The organism is Streptomyces sp. NPDC094448 (assembly GCF_044763775.1).
Classification (GTDB): Bacteria; Actinomycetota; Actinomycetes; order Streptomycetales; family Streptomycetaceae; genus Streptomyces.
Genome location: NZ_JBIWGU010000007.1, coordinates 300,313 through 318,260, shown reverse-complemented (window position 1 = coordinate 318,260; position 17,948 = coordinate 300,313). Strand labels below are relative to the sequence as shown.

Annotated in this window: 17 protein-coding genes and 1 CRISPR repeat array; of the genes, 10 read left to right on the top strand and 7 right to left on the bottom strand. The window is 72.4% G+C overall.

The genetic code is table 11. The annotated features are described in order from the left end of the window. Positions 1-253: 253 nt before the first annotated feature. Entirely contained in the window at positions 254-1,048 is a 795-nt protein-coding gene (locus tag ACIQ9E_RS16145; protein ID WP_403707273.1) for a hypothetical protein, read from the bottom strand. Positions 1,049-1,306: 258 nt separating this feature from the next. Next, on the bottom strand, positions 1,307-1,432 hold the full coding sequence (locus ACIQ9E_RS16140) for a hypothetical protein (RefSeq protein ID WP_403707271.1): 126 nt from the start codon (positions 1,430-1,432) through the stop codon (positions 1,307-1,309). Positions 1,433-1,457: 25 nt separating this feature from the next. Next, a CRISPR array of direct repeats spans positions 1,458-1,852; the repeat unit is 28 nt; unit sequence GGACCATCCCCGCACGCGCGGGGAGCGC. A gap of 464 nt (positions 1,853-2,316) precedes the next feature. Between ACIQ9E_RS16140 and ACIQ9E_RS16135 the strand changes: the two genes are divergently transcribed. Continuing rightward, the gene (locus ACIQ9E_RS16135; RefSeq protein WP_366260753.1) at positions 2,317-2,958 is read left to right on the top strand and encodes a helix-turn-helix domain-containing protein; all 642 of its coding nucleotides are present in this window, start codon (positions 2,317-2,319) and stop codon (positions 2,956-2,958) included. Between the two features lie 166 nt (positions 2,959-3,124). Next, complete coding sequence (locus ACIQ9E_RS16130; protein ID WP_403707268.1) at positions 3,125-3,913, top strand: PDZ domain-containing protein; 789 nt, start codon at positions 3,125-3,127, stop codon at positions 3,911-3,913. A gap of 229 nt (positions 3,914-4,142) precedes the next feature. On the opposite strand, the gene ACIQ9E_RS16125 is transcribed toward ACIQ9E_RS16130, so the two are convergent. Together ACIQ9E_RS16125 and ACIQ9E_RS16120 are read right to left on the bottom strand one after the other, a co-directional pair. After that, positions 4,143-4,661 (bottom strand): EF-hand domain-containing protein, encoded by a 519-nt coding sequence (locus tag ACIQ9E_RS16125; RefSeq protein WP_403707266.1) that lies wholly within the window; start codon positions 4,659-4,661, stop codon positions 4,143-4,145. 429 nt (positions 4,662-5,090) lie between these two features. Beyond that, positions 5,091-5,558, bottom strand: coding sequence for an Lrp/AsnC family transcriptional regulator (locus ACIQ9E_RS16120; RefSeq protein WP_403707264.1), 468 nt, complete (start codon positions 5,556-5,558; stop codon positions 5,091-5,093). 121 nt (positions 5,559-5,679) lie between these two features. Here ACIQ9E_RS16120 and hppD point away from each other — a divergent pair, with 121 nt between their 5' ends. From hppD to ACIQ9E_RS16095, 5 genes are all read left to right on the top strand, one after another. Continuing rightward, complete coding sequence (gene hppD, locus ACIQ9E_RS16115) at positions 5,680-6,825, top strand: 4-hydroxyphenylpyruvate dioxygenase (protein WP_403707262.1); 1,146 nt, start codon at positions 5,680-5,682, stop codon at positions 6,823-6,825. 115 nt (positions 6,826-6,940) lie between these two features. Next, entirely contained in the window at positions 6,941-7,684 is a 744-nt protein-coding gene (locus tag ACIQ9E_RS16110; protein WP_403707426.1) for a response regulator transcription factor, read from the top strand. Beyond that, the gene (locus ACIQ9E_RS16105) at positions 7,674-9,680 is read left to right on the top strand and encodes a sensor histidine kinase (RefSeq protein WP_403707261.1); all 2,007 of its coding nucleotides are present in this window, start codon (positions 7,674-7,676) and stop codon (positions 9,678-9,680) included. Before ACIQ9E_RS16110 ends, ACIQ9E_RS16105 begins: the two co-directional genes overlap by 11 nt. Before the next feature lie 258 nt (positions 9,681-9,938). After that, entirely contained in the window at positions 9,939-10,361 is a 423-nt protein-coding gene (locus ACIQ9E_RS16100; protein ID WP_403707259.1) for a hypothetical protein, read from the top strand. 131 nt (positions 10,362-10,492) lie between these two features. Continuing rightward, positions 10,493-11,131 (top strand): class F sortase, encoded by a 639-nt coding sequence (locus tag ACIQ9E_RS16095; protein WP_403707257.1) that lies wholly within the window; start codon positions 10,493-10,495, stop codon positions 11,129-11,131. A 25-nt stretch (positions 11,132-11,156) separates the two neighbouring features. On the opposite strand, the gene ACIQ9E_RS16090 is transcribed toward ACIQ9E_RS16095, so the two are convergent. Further along, complete coding sequence (locus ACIQ9E_RS16090) at positions 11,157-12,887, bottom strand: tetratricopeptide repeat protein (protein WP_403707255.1); 1,731 nt, start codon at positions 12,885-12,887, stop codon at positions 11,157-11,159. Between the two features lie 107 nt (positions 12,888-12,994). Between ACIQ9E_RS16090 and ACIQ9E_RS16085 the strand changes: the two genes are divergently transcribed. Beyond that, complete coding sequence (locus ACIQ9E_RS16085; protein WP_403707253.1) at positions 12,995-14,407, top strand: FAD-binding oxidoreductase; 1,413 nt, start codon at positions 12,995-12,997, stop codon at positions 14,405-14,407. 135 nt (positions 14,408-14,542) lie between these two features. On the opposite strand, the gene ACIQ9E_RS16080 is transcribed toward ACIQ9E_RS16085, so the two are convergent. Beyond that, positions 14,543-15,406: an NAD(P)H-binding protein gene (locus ACIQ9E_RS16080; RefSeq protein WP_403707251.1), complete on the bottom strand. Its 864-nt coding sequence runs from the start codon at positions 15,404-15,406 to the stop codon at positions 14,543-14,545. Between the two features lie 81 nt (positions 15,407-15,487). Between ACIQ9E_RS16080 and ACIQ9E_RS16075 the strand changes: the two genes are divergently transcribed. Next, on the top strand, positions 15,488-16,759 hold the full coding sequence (locus ACIQ9E_RS16075; protein ID WP_403707249.1) for an AraC family transcriptional regulator: 1,272 nt from the start codon (positions 15,488-15,490) through the stop codon (positions 16,757-16,759). Between the two features lie 204 nt (positions 16,760-16,963). Continuing rightward, a complete protein-coding gene (locus tag ACIQ9E_RS16070; RefSeq protein ID WP_403707247.1) occupies positions 16,964-17,353 on the top strand; it encodes a VOC family protein in 390 nt (129 codons plus the stop codon). 67 nt (positions 17,354-17,420) lie between these two features. Here ACIQ9E_RS16070 and ACIQ9E_RS16065 read toward each other — a convergent pair whose 3' ends face one another. Beyond that, on the bottom strand, positions 17,421-17,897 hold the full coding sequence (locus ACIQ9E_RS16065) for an SsgA family sporulation/cell division regulator (protein ID WP_403707245.1): 477 nt from the start codon (positions 17,895-17,897) through the stop codon (positions 17,421-17,423). Positions 17,898-17,948 lie beyond the last annotated feature (51 nt).

Sequence of the window (17,948 nt, the reverse complement as noted above, 5' to 3'; positions counted from 1 at the left end):
CGGCCGGGAGGGGGCGTTCGGGGGCGTCGGCCGATTACCGTGCCGCGCGGACGGACTCCACCGTCTCCCGTACGCCCGGGTCCGGATCGCCGGCGAGACCGACCAGCAGCCCGGCGACCCCGGGCGAGGGCCAGTGGCCCACGGCCCGCGCCAGGGCGTCCCGTAGCGGACGCCAGATGTACGGACATCGCCATGAGCGGGCATGGTACGGGCCCGTTTCCCCGGCCGTCCCGGGAATGGGCGCCGCTGGACGTCAGGAGGCCCCGAGCTTCCGGTAGTCGAGAACGCCGTCCTTGAGCTTCGCGGTGGGGGTCTCGCCGTTCTGCACCTGACGGGACCGCTCGGCGATCACCTTGCCGAGAGCCACCAGCTCCGCCCCGACGTAGATCTTCGCATTGAGCCCGCCGGTCTCGACGATGAGCAGGGTGGTACCGACCCTGCTGACGGTGACCGAGGCCTGGGAGCGCAGCTTGCTGGTGCCGCGTTTGGCGCGCGAGGAATCACCGATCTCTGCGGGCAGCCGACTGTCGTGGATGCTGTCAGGAAGCAGGTTCGCCGCGGCGTACTGGTCCAGCATGGGCACCGCGGCGCCCATGGCGGCCGAGACCTTGTCGTACGCGTACACGGTGACGGTGATGGTCCCCGCGTCCGGGCGGGTGAACATCGTGCTGGTCGCGAAGAGCGCGCCCGGGCAGATCGGGTCCTTCCGCTTCACGCAGCTCACCGGCAGCCACTCCTGGGTGCGGAGGTTGACGGTCGGGTCGTGCCCCTGGTGGCCTTCCCAGCCGGGAAGATCGCCCTGCCGCGGCAGGACGGCCGCGACCTGCTTGTCGTCGAGCACGGCCCCACTGCCGGCGACCCCGGGTGCGCTCGACGAGGGCTTGGTGCCCTTGGCCCCTGTGCTGCTGTTGCTGTTGTTGTTGTTGCTGCTGCCGTCGCTGTCGCCGGAGCACCCGGTCACGAGCAGCGCGCCGACGAGCGCGCCGACGACGGCGGCCCGGTGCGTGAGCCGACGGCTGTGCCCTGTGGCGCTTCTCCTGTGTCCCATGTTCCCCCCAAGCAGTTGCCCGTCCGCGATGGTACGGACGGCCGGCGCTCCGGTGGGCCGGCCGGGGAGGCGGGGCCGTCGTACGGGAATGACTACGCGGGCGGGGCGGTGTCCGGTTCCAGATGGCCGGACCATCCCCGCGCGTGCGGGGCCGACCTGGCCGCGTCCGGCAGTAGTCCCTCATGAGCGGGAACACCCCCGCTCGCGCGGGGACCACTTCCGCGGCCCTGGCCGAAGATGGGCCGGGGCCGCTGGGTGCTACATCCGGGGAACGATGAAGCCCTTGATCGGTCGTTGGTGCGAGTTGTTGCCCGTCGACCGCTGTGCGCGTCGCCAGGCAGCCACCAACTCGGCGTACCGAGGGTCGATCCACTCCTTCTTCATGGAGCCTCCTATCCGGTCCAGCCTAGAACCATCCCCGCACGCGCGGGGAGCGCCCTTCCGTCCAGGTCAGCGGGCATCCACTCCCCGGACCATCCCCGCACGCGCGGGGAGCGCAAGGGTCCGGGAACGACCTGTAAAGGGTCCGGGGGACCATCCCCGCACGCGCGGGGAGCGCAGACCGGCTATGTGGATGCCGCGCTGAAGCATGGGACCATCCCCGCACGCGCGGGGAGCGCAAGACCGTGGGGTTTACCTACGCGTCCGGGACGGGACCATCCCCGCACGCGCGGGGAGCGCATGGCGGCGCACGTCGCGGTCGCCACCGAGACGGGACCATCCCCGCACGCGCGGGGAGCGCCGATGAACAGCTTCAAGTTGGAGGGGAAGGACGGGACCATCCCCGCACGCGCGGGGAGCGCACTTCCTGACCTGTCGCTTTCTCATCCGCCGACACCGTTTTGAAGCAACTTCACCGACTCCGGCGAAATGCGTCAAATCGGCTCAATGTGTACGGGCCGATACGCCTCCACCCCTCCCGCCGCTCCACCGCACCCCGACCCTACTGACCGGCCCCTCCCCTCACCGCCGAAATGCACCGGCCGATGCGGAAGGGGAGCCTCCGTGGGGCCGTGGTGAAGCCTCGGCAAACAGCTATCAAACGGGCCGCGTTGGTATACCCCCGACCGGATTCTGGACGAGGTCTTCCGCTGAGCGAACCTGGTCGATACTGTCCCGCTCACCAATCTTGCGCCCCGTGGCAGCGAAGCCGCGGAGCCCATCCGGTGTGCCATGGCCTGCCGGCGGGTCCTCGGTGCGTCGCCGGCGGGACGGCGCCGCGTCAGCCGTGGGGCTTCGCCGTCACTCACTCCGAAGGAGAGGGTCTCGTGACCGCGGAGACCTCCCAGACGCTCGACCGGGGACTACGTGTCCTCAAGCTCCTCGCCGATACCGACCACGGGCTGACCGTCACCGAACTGTCCGCCCGGCTCGGGGTCAATCGCACCGTCGTCTACCGGCTGCTCGCCACGCTGGAGCAGCACGCGCTCGTCCGGCGCGATCTCGGGGGGCGGGCCAGGGTCGGGCTGGGCGTGCTGCGCCTGGGGCGGCAGGTGCATCCGCTCGTACGGGAAGCCGCCATGCCCGCGCTGCGCGCCCTCGCCGAGGACATCGGCGCCACCGCCCACCTCACCCTCGTCGACGGCGCCGAGGCGCTGGCCGTCGCGGTCGTCGAACCCACCTGGACCGACTACCACGTCGCCTACCGCGCCGGGTTCCGCCACCCCCTCGACCGGGGCGCCGCCGGGAAAGCCATACTCGCGGCCCGCCAGGGGAACGGCGACAACCCCGGCTACACCCTCACGCACGGCGAACTGGAGGCCGGTGCCAGCGGAGCCGCCGCGCCCCTCGTCGGTGTCACCGGGATAGAGGGCAGCGTGGGGGTGGTCATGCTCTCCGACTCCATTCCCGAGCGCGTGGGGCCCCGCGTTGTCGACGCCGCCCGGGAGGTCGCCGACGCGCTGAGGTGAAGTGAAAGGGGAGGGGAGGAGGGGAAGGGGAGGGGAGCGCGGGGAGTCGGGGGGTGCGCTCGGATGCTCCCGGACCCGCCCCGACCGGCCCCGGCTCCGCCCGCCCCTCCGGCCCCGTCCTCCCCGCCCGCCGCCGTACCCTCCGCCGCCCCGATAGATTGGGCCCGTGCCCTTCCGCCTCACTCGCCCCCGCGCCCTCCTCCTCAGCGCCGCGCCCGTCCTCGGGCTGCTCGTCGCCGCGGCCTTCGCGCCGCTGCCTTTCGTGATCGCGCAGCCCGGGTCCACCGCCGATGTGCTCGGGGCGCAGGACGGCACCCCGGTGATCACCATCGAAGGGGCGCCCGTCCGGAAGACGACCGGTGAGCTGCGCATGACCACCATCTACGCGACCGGGCCCGCCACCGACGTCAATGTGGACGAGGTCGCCGACAGCTGGTTCAGGGGGGACCGGGCGGTTCTTCCCCGGGAGGCCGTCTACCCCTCCGGGAAGTCCGACCAGCAGGTCGAGAAGATCAACCTGGAGGCCATGGAGGAGTCGCAGAATGATGCGGCCAAGGCAGCCCTCCGCTATCTCAAGAAGGACCCCGCCGAGGTGAAGGTGAAGCTCCGGCTGGAGGACATCGGCGGGCCCAGCGCCGGTCTGCTGTTCTCCCTCGGGATCGTCGACAAGCTCGACGGCAACGGCGCGGGCGGCGATCTCACCGGCGGGCGGAGCATCGCCGGTACGGGCACGATCAGCCCCGACGGCACCGTCGGCGAGGTCGGCGGCGTCTCCCTCAAGACCCAGGCCGCCAAGCGCGACGGCGCCACCGTCTTCCTGGTGCCCGAGGGCGAATGCTCCGACGCCCGCGCCGAGCAGCCCAAGGGGCTCAGGCTGATCCCCGTCACGACGCTGACCGGCGCCGTCGACGCACTCCGCGCCCTGGAGAAGGGCGGCAAGGTTCCGTCCTGCTAGACCGAACCCAAGGGCTTGGGTGAGTAAGCCCGGAGCGTGGCCGGTGGTCGCAGGCGACGAGTGACCTGGTCAGTGGGGTGCCGGTGGCCCCGCTGTGCCGGATTGCCGTGGTCGGGGCGAGGGTGCGTCGTCCGACGCCGGCCAGGATTCCGGCAGGGTCCCGGCTTATGACCCCCGGTGATCAACTGTGTCGCCCGCCCTGGCCGTGGCTGCGACGGAACCACCCTGATCAGGAGGCGGCGGTCTCGGCGGAATCGGGGTAGGCGTCCGCCATGGGGGAGGTGCCGGTGGTGAGGAAGTCGTGGATCGCGGCCAGATAGGTGTCGCGGTCGACGGTACCTCCGCCGTGGACGTCGAGTGCGGTGAACGCGGCGGCCGCGCCGCCGGCGCTGTTCCCGGTGGCGGCCCGTAGCCGGGTGAACTCGTCGCGGCTCAGGCGTCCGTCGCCGTCGAGGTCCGCGAGGTCGAACAGCGAGCCGAGTGCGGGGCGGCAGGACTCCTCGAACGCGTCGTGTCCGGCCCAGGCCCGGTACTCCTCGAAGGTGACGCGGCCGTCGGCGTTCCCGTCCATCTGCTCGAAGACTTCCCGGTGTGCCGCCGTGGCGGCTGTGACGAGGGGGTGGCTGGGGTCCCGGCCACTGGCCGCCGCGGCCCGTTCCACCCGGCCGAGGTACTCGGGGAGCGTGATCACGCCGTCCCTGTCGGCGTCCAGCATGGCGAAGATGAGCCGTTTCGCGGTGTCCGACATTCCATCACTTTCCATTCCTCAGGTGCAGTGCCACTCCAGGAACGGCTCCCGGCCCCCTTCGGACACTGGCCCGCCGGTGTGAAAGCCGCAGCCGATCGGCGGCCTGACGCATCGGAGCGGACCCGCCGACCTGGAGAAGTGTCTGCGGGACGAGGAGGCGATCCGGAGCCTGCCGCCGCCCAGCGACCGCCGACGCCCTGCGGGTTCGGCGGCCCGGCGCTGCCGGCCCCGGACGTCGTCCGGCGGCATCGGCACCTCACCCCTTGGCCGTCCCGGAGGCCGGGGCGGGCACGTCCTGGCCGACCCGCGTCGGACGACGCATCCTCGCCCCGACCACGGCAATCCGGCACACCCGGGCCGACGGCACCCCACTGACCAGGTCAGTCGTCGCCTACGGCCGCCAACCACCCACACTCCGGGCTTACTCGTTCAGTGGTCGGCCGCCTGTTCCACCAGCGGGATGATCCGCAGCGGTACGGGGTTCTCCATCACGATCGCCGTCGACGCCCGCACGATCCCCCCGAAGCCCACCACCCGGTCGATCACCCGTTGCAGATCCGCGTTCGACCGCGCCACCAGCCGGCAGAGCATGTCGCCCTCACCCGTCGTCGTATGCAGCTCCAGCACCTCCGGTACGGAGGCCAGATGCGCCCGTACGTCCGGGCCCTGGCCCTGTTTGATCTCCAGGGTCGCGAACGCCGTCACCGGATAGCCCAGCGCCGCCGGATCCACCTGGGGGCCGAAACCCCTGATCACCCCGGTCGACTGGAGCCGGTCCAGCCGCGCCTGCACCGTCCCGCGGGCCACGCCCAGCCTGCGCGACGCCTCCAGTACGCCGATTCTCGGCTCCCGTGCCAGCAGCACGATGAGCCGTCCGTCCAGATGATCGATCGCCACGAGGACTCCCCGATGGTCATCATGTACAGAAAGTGCCCCCATCGTGGACCCACAGTGGGCAGATTGCCCAGGGGTCCCGCGAACTATTGCGCACCTTGTGGATCGGGGGGAGCCTGCGACTATGACTGAGACCACTGACCACCACCCCACCACCGCGCGCGAGGCCGACCCCTTCCCGGTGAAGGGAATGGACGCGGTCGTCTTCGCCGTCGGCAACGCCAAGCAGGCCGCGCACTACTACTCCACCGCCTTCGGTATGAAGCTGGTCGCCTACTCCGGACCGGAGAACGGCAGCCGCGAGACCGCCGCCTATGTCCTGGAGAACGGCTCCGCCCGCTTCGTCTTCACCTCCGTCATCAAGCAGGCCACGGAGTGGGGCGCCTTCCTCGCCGGCCATGTCGCCGACCACGGCGACGGCGTCGTCGACCTCGCCATCGAGGTCCCGGACGCCCGCGCCGCCTACGCCTACGCCACCGAGCACGGCGCCACCGGTCTCGTCGAGCCGTACGAGCTGAAGGACGAGCACGGCACCGTCGTCCTCGCCGCCATCGCCACGTACGGCAGCACCCGCCACACCCTCGTCGACCGCTCCGGCTACGACGGCCCCTATCTGCCCGGCTTCGTCGCGGCCGACCCGATCGTCGAGCCCCCGGCCCGCCGTACCTTCCAGGCGATCGACCACTGCGTCGGCAATGTCGAACTCGGCCGGATGAACGAGTGGGTCGGCTTCTACAACAAGGTCATGGGCTTCACCAATATGAAGGAGTTCGTCGGCGACGACATCGCCACCGAGTACTCCGCGCTGATGTCGAAGGTCGTCGCCGACGGCACGCTCAAGGTGAAGTTCCCCATCAACGAGCCCGCGATCGCCAAGAAGAAGTCCCAGATCGACGAGTATCTGGAGTTCTACGGCGGCGCCGGAGTCCAGCACATCGCGCTCGCCACCAACGACATCGTTGCCACGGTGCGTACCATGCGTGCCGCCGGGGTCCGCTTCCTCGACACCCCCGACTCGTACTACGACACCCTCGGCGAGTGGGCCGGCGAGACCCGCGTCCCCGTGGAGACCCTGCGCGAGCTGAAGATCCTCGTCGACCGCGACGAGGACGGCTATCTGCTCCAGATCTTCACCAAGCCGGTCCAGGACCGGCCGACGGTCTTCTTCGAGATGATCGAACGCCATGGCTCCATGGGCTTCGGCAAGGGCAACTTCAAGGCCCTCTTCGAGGCCATCGAGCGCGAGCAGGAGCGCCGCGGCAACCTCTGAGACTGACCGCCCCGGAAAGAGACGAGTCCAGGTGCGGTACGGGCCGCCGGCCCCGTACCGTACCCCCGTTCGACTCTCGTACCTGTCTACGATCGGTGCCGTGTGCGCACATGTGATGATCGCCGAGGACGACGACAAACAGGCCGAGCTGATCCGCCGCTATCTGCTGCGCGAAGGGCACTCCGTCACCCTGGTGGCGGACGGCCGCACCGCGGTCGAGGCCGTCCGGCACCGGCCCCCCGACCTGCTCGTCCTGGATGTGATGATGCCCAGGATCGACGGCCTGGACGTGCTGCGGATCCTGCGGGCCGAGGCGTACGAACTGCCCGTGCTGATGCTCACCGCCCGCTCCACCGAGGACGATCTGCTGCTCGGACTCGACCTCGGCGCCGACGACTACATGACCAAGCCCTACAGCCCGCGCGAGCTGATGGCCCGGGTCCGTACCCTGCTGCGGCGCACCGCACCGCGCGGCACCACCGCCCCGCCCGCCGGCGAGCATCTGCTGACCGTCGGAGACCTGGTCGTCGACCCGGAGAAACACGAGGTCAGGGTGAGTGGCAGCGGGATCGACTGCACACCGGGGGAGTTCCGGATCCTCGCCGCGATGGCCTCCGAACCGGGCCGGGTCTTCACCCGCCCGCGCCTCCTTCAGGAACTCCACGGCTACACCCGCTATATCGGCGACCGGACCGTCGACGTCCACATCATGAATCTGCGGAAGAAGGTCGAGACCGAGCCCAGGCGGCCCGAGAAGCTGCTGACCGTTTTCGGCGTCGGCTACAAGCTGGTCGACCCCGCGGCCGGTACGGCCAGGGGCACCGGCACCGGCACCGGAGGCGGTGGACGTGCGTCGTAGCCGCCCGGGACGGCAGGACCCGCGCGCCCGCCCCCTGCCGCTCCGCAAAAGCCTGCTCGCCCGGCTCCTCGCGGTCTCCGCCCTCGTCGCCGTCTGCTCCGTCGCCGCCACCGCCTGGCTCGCCGCGCAGACCACCACCGGCGCCATCAAACGCGAACAGGGCCGCGATCTGGCCAAGGACGCCCAGATCTACCGCGAACTCCTCGGCCACGCCGCCACCGGCCCCCAGTGGGACGGGGTCGAAGGCAAGGTCGCTGCACTGGCCGCCACCCACGACCGGCGGATCGTCCTGGTCAACCGCCGTACCCAACTCGTCATCGCCGACTCGTCCACCGCGAAGAACCCGCCCCCGCTGCCCGAGACGTCGTCCGCCCTCATCGACCCGCTGAACACGGACGCCGCGCTCGTCGAAGCCACCGAGCGGACCACCGCCGGCGCCGGGGCCAGGGCCGGCAAGGGGAGTATCGACCCGCGTGCCGTCGGCCCCTTCCAACTGCCCGGCAAGGAGCGGGAGGCGCTCCGCGGCCTCGCCGAGAAGGCCGTCTCGTGTCTGCGCGAGCTGTCCGTCACGGCCGAGCGCATGACCACCCCCAGCGGCCGTTCCTACGTCCGGATCGCGGGGCTGGAACCCGAGGGCTACCGGCAGTGGTGCTCACTCGAACGGCTGGCGCGGCCCACCGCCACCGAGGAGAAGGCGGTCGCCGCGCTCAACAAGCTCTCCGACGACTGTCTGCGGCAGGCCAAGCGTCCACCCCTTCCCCTCTGGCTCAGCCATGGCTCCGAGGGCGAACCCCGGATCCTCATCGGCGACGGGAAGGGCCTCATCGAGCCGACGATCTTCCCCGTCTATCAGCCGAAGCCGGGACCCGCCGAGAAGGCACGCGTGCCCCGTATCGAGATCGTCGACATGAAGCTGGCTCCCCACAAGGTCGACAGCATCGTCGAGAACTGCGTCGAAACCGCCCGCCGGGGCCAGCTCGGCTCCCATGTCGCCGCCCCCGCCCAGCTTTACATCAGCGACCCCGACGGCAGTCCCACCGCTCCCGGTTTCGACCTCTCCCCGGACGACTCCGCCCGGATCGCGGGCGTCGCCGCACTGGTCCTGGCGCTGACCGTCGGTGCGTCGGTGCTGGCCGCGACCCGCCTGGTCCGGCCTCTGCGGGCGCTGACCTCGGCCGCGCAGCTCATGAAGGACGGCGAGGCCACCGCCCCCGTCCCCGTGCGCTCCGACAACGAGATCGGCCGGCTCGCCGCCGCCTTCAACGATATGGCGGCCCACCGGGCCCGGCTGGAGACCCAGCGCCGCGAGATGGTCGGCGATGTCGCCCATGAGCTGCGGACCCCGCTGAGCACCATCCGGGGGTGGCTGGAGGGCGCCCAGGACGGTGTCGCCGACCTCGACCCCGCGTTCGTCTCGTCGCTCCTCGAAGAGGCCGTCCAGCTCCAGCACATCATCGACGACCTCCAGGACCTCGCCCAGGCGGAAGCGGGGGAGCTGCGGCTGAGCCCCGCGCCGGTACGGATCGGGGAACTGCTCGCCCAGGTCGCCACCGCGCACGCGCCCCGCGCCGAGACAGCCGGGGTCCGCCTCGCCGTCGCCGCCCCCGACGGGCTGCCCGATCTCACCGCGGACCCGGTCCGGCTGCGGCAGGCCGTCGGGAACCTGGTCTCCAACGCCGTACGCCACACCCCGCACGGCGGCACGGTCACCCTGCGGGCGCACACCACCGGGACCCGGCTGACCGTCGAGGTCGAGGACACGGGGAGCGGGATCCCGGCCGAGGATCTGCCGTATGTCTTCGACCGGTTCTGGCGGGCCGACAAATCCCGCAACCGGCGGACCGGCGGCAGCGGGCTCGGCCTGGCGATCGTACGGAAACTGGCCGAGGCGCACGGCGGTACGGCGACGGCCCGCAGCACCCCGGGGAAGGGGTCGGTGTTCACCCTGGAACTGCCGGTGGCGGGACGGGAGGACGCGGCGGGGCCGGGCCGGTGAGCCGCCGGGCCGCCGGGCCGCCGGGCCGCCGGGCCGTCGGGCCGTCGGTGGCTGCGACGCGGCTGCGACGCGGAGGGGCTCGGCCGCGATGCGGCTGCGATTCGGCCGGGATACAGCCGGAATCCGACGGTACGGCCGCGGTACGGCCGCGGTACGGGCCCGGCGCTGACCGGGAGGCGACAACACCCTGACAGGTTCTTCATACGCCTTGGCCAGCCTGGGGACCGTACCCATCCGAACCTCCGAATGGAGCACCCCATGACAGCTGCGTCCTCGCGTCGCACCCTGCGTGCCATCGCCGTCGCGACCGCCGCCCTCGGTGCCGTCCTGGTCTCCGGCAGCGGCGCGTTCGCCGACAGCAGCCCCTCCCCGGTCAAGATCGAGGTCGTACCGGCCGAGAAGCAGAAGTGCACCCCGGTGCCGGAGAAGGGCAAGGAGAGGGCGAAGCCCGCCGACGGCAAGGACGGCCTCATCTACTGCGTCCTGGCGTCCGACGCCGAGCGCCGTGCCGCGGTCGCCATGCCGCGCGGCGGCGTCGCCGCGGGCGAGCGGCCCACCACGGTCCAGGGCGGCGGCAACCCCACCACCGTGATCGTCGGGGCCACGGCCGCGGCGGTCACCCTGGCCGCCGCGGGCACCGTCGTGATCCGGCGCCGTACCGCGCACCACGACGCCCGCTGAGCCCCAGTAGCACCAGTAGCACCAGCAGTCGTACACCGGTCCGGTCCGCGGTGGTGCCGCTCCCGTCGCCGCCGCGGCCCGGCCCGGCCGCCGTACCCCACCCTGAACATGCGTTACCGGAAGGCTTCCTCATGCGTCGTCGTCGCCTGCCGGCCTGGTACGCCGTCGGTCTGGCCCTCGCCCTCGCGGTGACGGGCTGCTCCACCGAGGCCGGATCCGAGGCCGGATCCGAGGCCGGATCCCCGACCGGAACCGGGACCGGAGCCGGAGCCGGAGCCGGAGCCGCGAAGGACCCCGCGCCGCCGTCCGCCCCGCTCTCCGGGACCTCGGCCGCCGACCCCGTCCAGGTCACCATCCCCGCCATCAAGGTCAGCAGCAAGCTGCTGCGCCTCGGCCTCAACCGCGATCAGACGGTCGAGGTGCCGGCCCCCGAGCAGGGGATGACCGCGGGCTGGTACACGGGCGGCGCGATCCCGGGCCGGAAGGGCGCCGCCGTGATCATCGGCCACAACGACACCAGGTACGGCCCCGCCGTCTTCAAGAATCTGAAGAAACTCGGCAAGGGCGCGAAGGTCACGGTCCGCGACGCCCGCGGCAAGAACCTCACCTTCACGGTCACCGCGACCGAGACCGTACGGAAGACCGCCTTCCCCACCCAGCGCGTCTACGGCCCCACCGCCACGCCCGAACTGCGCCTCGTCACCTGCGACGGCGAGTTCGACGCCCAAGGGCATCCGGTGGACAACCTGATCGTCTACGCGAAGCTCTGACGCTCACGACCGGACCGGACGCCCCTCACCGCGCGGCGGTCGCACGGCGCGGTGTCCGGGCCGGTGAACCGTACGAACCCTGCCCCTCCCGGCCCGTCATCTTCCGGGGGCCGCCCGCCGGGGGATCGCCCAGCGCGGTCAGCGCCGACCGCGCCGCGGGAGCCAGCAGCGGCGAGAACTCGGGGTTGATGCGCAGCGCGTCCCCGAGATGGCGGCGGGCCGCCCCGTACATCCCCAGCGACCGCTCCAGCTCACCGCGGTGGTACGCGAACATCGCACTGCGCGCGCCATCCTTCGTCGCCCGCATCGCGTACGGCAGGGCCTCCTTCCCCCGGCCCGACCGGAACAGCGCCCAGGCGAGCGCGTCCGCCGCCCACGGGCTGCGCACACCCCGGTCCCACTCCTCCTGCAGCCGCTTCGCCGCCACCGCCGCGTCACCCGCGTCGCCGTGCTCCGCCTCGTAACGGGCCAGCGCCAGACCCTCGTTCGCACCGTGCTCCGCCGCCCGGTCGGCGAGGGTGCGCACCTTTCCGTACGACTCCGCCGCCTCCGCGTCCCGCCCCAGCGACTCGTACAGTTCGCCCGCCTCCAGCGCGTACTGCGGCAGCGGCGCCTTCGCCAGCGCGGCCTGCCAGTCCCGTACCGCCTCGTCCGTACGGCCCAGCGCGGTCAGGACACGGGCCCTGGCCGCCAGCGCCTGATGCTGGTCCGGGGCCAGCCGCAGCGCCGAGTCCAGGCTCGTCACCGCCTCCTTGTGGTCCCCGCGCTCCCAGGCCAGCTCCCCGACCCGCCACAGCGCCACCCCCTTCTCCGCGGCGCTCTGTGCCGCTCCCACGGCGTCGTAGGCGTTCGCCGTCGCGTCCTCGCGCCAGCCCAGCTCGCGGTAGACCCGGGCGGCGAGGGCCCGCGCCTGCGAACCGCCGTAGAGGTTCTGCACCGAATCCAGCGACTTCTGCACGGCCTTCTTCGCCCCGAGTCCGCTGTACGCGTCGACCAGCGCCCGGTGCACCGTCCAGCGGCGCGGCTTCTGCTTGCGGGCCAGGACCGCGTAGTCGCGGGCCGCCGCGTAGTCGCCGCGGGCGTTGGCGAGACCGGCCATCCCGAGCAGCGCCTCCGTATTGCCGCGCTCGCCGGACCGGACGGTGAGGGACCGTTTCAGCGCCGTCTCCGCCTTGGCGTACGCCGCCCAGTCGGCGCGCCGTACGGCCCGTTCCGTGTAGGCGGTCCCGAGCGTCGCCCAGGACTCCTCGTCGCGCGGATGCGTCCGCAGCCACGTCTCCCGGTCCGCGATCAGCGCGTTCAGCTCGGCCGGGGAGGCCGGGGCGCCCGCCTGCGCCGCCGACTGCGCCCGGGCGAGCGGGCCGGGCAGCGGGGGCGGGCCCTTCGGCGGGGAGCCGGGGATCGCGAGCACGATCCCGGTGAGCAGGGTGACGGCGACGAGCGCGGCGACGGCGGCGTTCTTCGCGGACTCGGTGGCGAGCAGCCCGCCGGAGCCGGAACCGGAACCGGAGCCGGAACCGGAGCCGGAACCGGAGCCGGAACCGGAGCCGAAATCGGAGCCGGAGCCGGAGCCGGAGCCGGAATCGGAATCGGAACCGTCGTGGCCGGAGGCGTACCCGTAGCCTCCGGAGCGGCTGCCGAAGGGGCCCGGGTCCGGCGGGCCTCCCGGACCCCCTGTGCCCCCTGTGCCCCAGGGACCCCCTGCGCCTTCCGCGCCTTCCGGGCCGCCGGGCACCCCGTCTGCTCCTGCGCTCACTCTCCTCATGTCCCTCACTCTGCGTCCGCCGACCGTCCGGTACGACGATCCGCCAAGGGGCGCAAGCACGGGTTCACACCGATGGCGGTCGGTGCGACGCTGGACCCATGGATCATGACGACGATCTCCGCGACGGTCCGCCCCCCGGCCGCTCCGACGGTCTCCTGGACCGGCTCCGGGCGGGGCTCCCCGCCGAAGCCCTGATCACCGACCCCGACGTCACGGTCTCGTACGGACGGGACATGGCGAGCTTCTGCGAGGCGGGCACCCCCGCCGTCGTCGTCCTGCCGCGCACCGTCGAGCAGGTCCAGCATGTGCTGCGGACGGCGACCGAGCTGCGGGTGCCCGTCGTCCCGCAGGGCGCCCGCACCGGCCTGTCGGGCGCGGCCAACGCCTCCGACGGCTGCATCGTGCTCTCCCTGGTCAAAATGGACCGGATCCTGGAGATCAGCCCGGTCGACCGGATCGCCGTCGTCGAACCGGGTGTGATCAACGCCGATCTGTCGCGCGCGGTGGCCCGGCACGGGCTGAGCTATCCGCCCGATCCGTCGAGCTGGGAGTCGTGCACGATCGGCGGGAACATCGGCACCGCGTCCGGCGGGCTGTGCTGCGTCAAGTACGGGGTGACCGCGGAGTACGTCCTCGGGCTCGACGTCGTCCTCGCCGACGGACGGCTGCTGACCACCGGCCGCCGTACCGCCAAGGGCGTCGCGGGATACGACCTCACCCGGCTCTTCGTCGGCTCCGAAGGCAGCCTGGGAGTCGTGGTCAAGGCGGTGCTGGCGCTGAAGCCGCGGCCGCCGGAGCAGCTGGTCCTCGCCGCCGAGTTCCCCAGCGCGGCCGCCGCCTGCGCGGCGATCTGCGCGATCATGGAGAGCGGGCACACCCCGTCCCTGCTGGAGCTGATGGACCGGACGACGGTCCGGGCGGTCAACGCGCTGGGCCGGATGGGGCTGCCCGAGACCACCGAAGCCCTGCTCCTGGCCGGTTTCGACACCCCGCACGCCGCCGGGGACCTGGCCGCGGTCGGTGAGCTGTGCACGGCCGCCGGGGCCACGGAGGTCGTCCCCGCGGACACCGCCGCCGAGTCCGAACTCCTCCTCCAGGCACGGCGGACGGCGCTGCCCGCGCTGGAGACGCTGAAACCCGCCACGATGATCGACGACGTCTGCGTACCGCGTTCGGCGCTGGGCGCGATGCTGGAGGGTACGGCCGCGATCGCCGGGAAGTACGGACTGACGATCGGCGTCTGCGCGCACGCGGGCGACGGCAACACCCACCCCGTTGTCTGCTTCGACCACCACGACCCCGACGAGTCCCGGCGGGCCCGCGAATCCTTCGACGCGATCATGGCCCTGGGCCTGGAGCTGGGCGGCACGATCACCGGCGAACACGGCGTCGGGGTGCTGAAGAAGGAGTGGCTGGCGCGGGAACTGGGACCGGTGGGTGTGGAGTTGCAGCGGGGGATCAAACGGACCTTCGACCCGCTGGGGATCCTGAACCCGGGCAAGCTGTTCTAAGAGGTTCCGGCAGGGCCGGTTCGGTACGGAGCCGGGGGCGCGGGGTGCTGGAGTACGGCCCCCACGCCTACTCCCCCCGGACCCCCCCTGCCGCACCTCATCGCGTCCCGCCTCCGTTCACCTCCAGGCGCCAGCTCACTTCCAGGCGCCCGCCTCCGCCGCGTCCGCAACAAAGGCCGTGAAGTCGCGCGGCTCTCGGCCCAGCGCCTCACGCACCCCCTCCGACAGCTGCGCCTCGATACCCCGCCGGATCGGCGAGAGCAGGTCCGCGAACCAGCCCGCGTCCTCCTCCGGCATCCCGGCGGCGACCAGCCCGGCCGTGAACTCCTCCGGTGCCAGCGGCACATAGCGCAGCGGCCGGCCCGAAGCGGCCGAGATGGCCCCCGCGGCCTCGGCGAACGTCAGCAGGCGCGGGCCCGACAGCTCGTAGGTACGGCCGTGGTGCCCGTCCTCGGTCAGCGCGGCGACGACTACATCCGCGATGTCCTCGGCGTCCACAAACGGGACCAGCCCGTCCGCGGCGGCCAGTGCCAGTTCACCGCCGCGGACCGAGTCGGCGAAGAGGCCCTCGCTGAAGTTCTGCGCGAACCAGCTCGGCCGGACCACCGTCCACTCCAGACCGGTCTCCCGGATCGCCGCGTCCCCGTCGATATGGGTGATCGCCGACGGATTGCCGTCGGCCATATAGCTATCGACGTCGACCCCGCGACCCGAGAGCAGGACGGCCCGCCGGACACCGGCCCGCTCGGCGAGGGCGAGGAAGGGCCGGGTCAGCCGGGCGCCCTCGTGCGGTACGACGTAGACCGCGTCGACGCCCTCCAGCGCCGGGTCCCAGGTCGCCGGGTCGGTCCAGTCGAACCGGACCGGCTCACCGGTGCGGGAGCCGATCCGGACGGTGTGCCCGAGGGCCCGGAGCCGGGCGGCGACCCGGCGTCCGGTGGTGCCCGTGCCCCCGAGGACGAGGATGTGCTGCTGCTGGTGCTGCCTCTGCTCTGCCATGCCTCCAGTCAATCGGCGGTGGCGAAGACGAACCATTGCTCAGGCTCTTCGTTCCATATCCCATCGTCTTACGCTGAGTTCATGGATGCGGGGAGCGGCGCGACCACGAAGGGGACGGCCATCGGCGGGGTCGGTCCCGACGGCAGGACCTCCGCCGGTGCTGTCCGTACGGATGCCGCCGGCGCGGACGTCCTGGCCGAGCTGATGGACGGCGTGCGGGCCCGTGGTGCCGTGTTCCGCTGCGCCTGCGTCGACGGCCCGTGGTCGCTGCGGTTCGCCGGAGGCGCCCCGCTGACCCTGGTCGCCCTGGTGCGCGGTACGGGGTGGATCGTGCCGGACGCGGGGGAGCCGGTGCCCCTGGCGGCGGGCGATGTCGCGGTGGTCAGGGGCCGGGCCGCGTACACCGTGGCCGACGACCCCGGGGCGGGGCCGCGCACGCTGATCACGGGCGCCGCCTACTGCCCGCCGCCGGCCGGGGGCGACGGTGTGGAGATCCTGGTCGGTACGGGCCGTGCCCGGACGGCGGAAGCCGCCGTACCGGCATCTCACGAGGACCCCCGCGATCCTCGCGAAACCGCGGCGGGCCGCCCGCCGCGCCCTTCCGTACCGCCCTGCGGCACCGAAGCCGTGCCCGGCACCGAAGCCCCGCCCGGGGACGCCCCGTGCGACGACGGTGTCCCGTTCGGTGATGGTGTCCCGTACGACAACGGCGTTCCGTTCGGCGATGGTGTCCCGTTCGGCGACGGAGTTCCGCCCAGTGACGCCGTCCTGCTCAGCGGCGCGTACGACGCCCCGGGCAGCATCAGCGACCGGCTGCTGCGGGCGCTCCCCGAGATCCTCGTCGTCCCCGGCACCGACTTCGACCGCCCCCTGTTCGATCTGGCCGCGGCCGAGATCGGGAGTCCGCGGCCCGGCCGCCGTACGATGCTCGACCGGCTGCTGGACCTGATGCTGCTGGCCGCCCTGCGCGCCTGGTTCGACCGCCCCGGTGCGCAGGCCCCGCCGTGGTACCGGGCCTGGGAGCACCCGGTGGCGGGCCCGGCCCTCCAGCTGATGCACGACGCCCCGGCCCACCGCTGGACCGTCGCCTCCCTCGCCCTCCGTACCGGAGTGTCGCGCGCCGCGCTCGCCCGGCACTTCACCGAACAGGTCGGGGAGCCGCCCATGACGTATCTGGCGGCGTGGCGGGTCGGCACGGCGGCCGATCTGCTGCTCGGCACCGACGACACGGTCGACACGATCGCCCGCCGCGTCGGCTACGCCAACGCCTTCGCCCTGAGTGTCGCCTTCAAACGGCTCCGCGGCATCAGCCCCACCGAACACCGGTCCCGCCGACCGGTCCCGGCGACCTAGGTCCCCGGCCCGGGCCCCTGTCCGAGCCCCTGTCCGAGCCCCTGGCCCGGCACCGGCGTCTGCCGGGTCCCGCGCCCTACGACCAAGGCCCGATGGCCCCGCCCCGCCTCCCGCTCCTAGGGTGGGGAAGACGGCTGCCGCCGGGCTCGACCATCCCTGGGACAGCGGTAATTGACCCGACCGGAGTACGACTGAGGAGGACCCGTGTCCGCACAACTGGACCACACCATCGTCCACAGCAGCGACCGCTTCGGGGGCGCCCGCTTCCTGGCCGAACTGATCGAAGCGGCGGAGCCGCCGTACACCAACGGCCCGTTCGCCGCACTGACCCTCGACGACGGGCTCACGCTCGACTATCTGGACCGCGAGGGCGCCATCGTCTCCCAGCATCTGGCCTTCCGGGTCCCGGACGACCTGTTCGAGCGGATCCTCGCCAAGGTCGTCGAGCGCGGGCTGCCGTACTGGGCCGATCCGTACCACACCCAGCCCGGGGCGACCTACCTCCTCCACGGCAGTCGCGGTTTCTACGTCGACGACCCCGACGGGCACGCGCTGGAGTTCCTCACCCCGCCCACCGAGGCCGCCGCCGGCTGAACCGGGCGCCGACCGGGGCGGTCCCCAGCGGTCCGCCTCCGGTGCCCGGCCGTCCACGGAACCTCTCTCAGGCATCGCCGTCCTCCGTCTCGCCGGTCTCCGGGCGGGAGCACCGGCCCCGGCCGTCCGCCGAGTGGTGCGCCAGCAGCCCGGCGATACCGTCGTCGATGTCGAGCATCCCGGCCTCGGAGCCCGGCGGCACCAGCCGCAGCGTCCGCTCCAGCCAGGACGACACCACCGAGGACGGTGCCTCCAGCAGGGCGTCGCCGTCGGGGGAGCTGAGGGCCATCAGCACCACGTTCCTGCCGTCCACCTTGGTCGGCCAGATCCGTACGTCTCCGTGGCCGCACGGCCGGAACACCCCCTCCACCAGCAGCTCGCGGGCGAAGGTCCAGTGGACCGGGGACTCGGAGCCGATGTGGAAGGTGATGTGCACGGCAAAGGGGTCGTCGGTGCGGTACGCCAGCTTCGCGGGCACCGGAATGCTCCGCTCCGCCGACAGCACCAGCCGCAGTTCCAGTTCGCGTTCCACCGTGGAGTGCATGGGCTTCTTCTCCTCGTCGTCACGGGCCCCGAAACGGGCCCACGCAAGGGA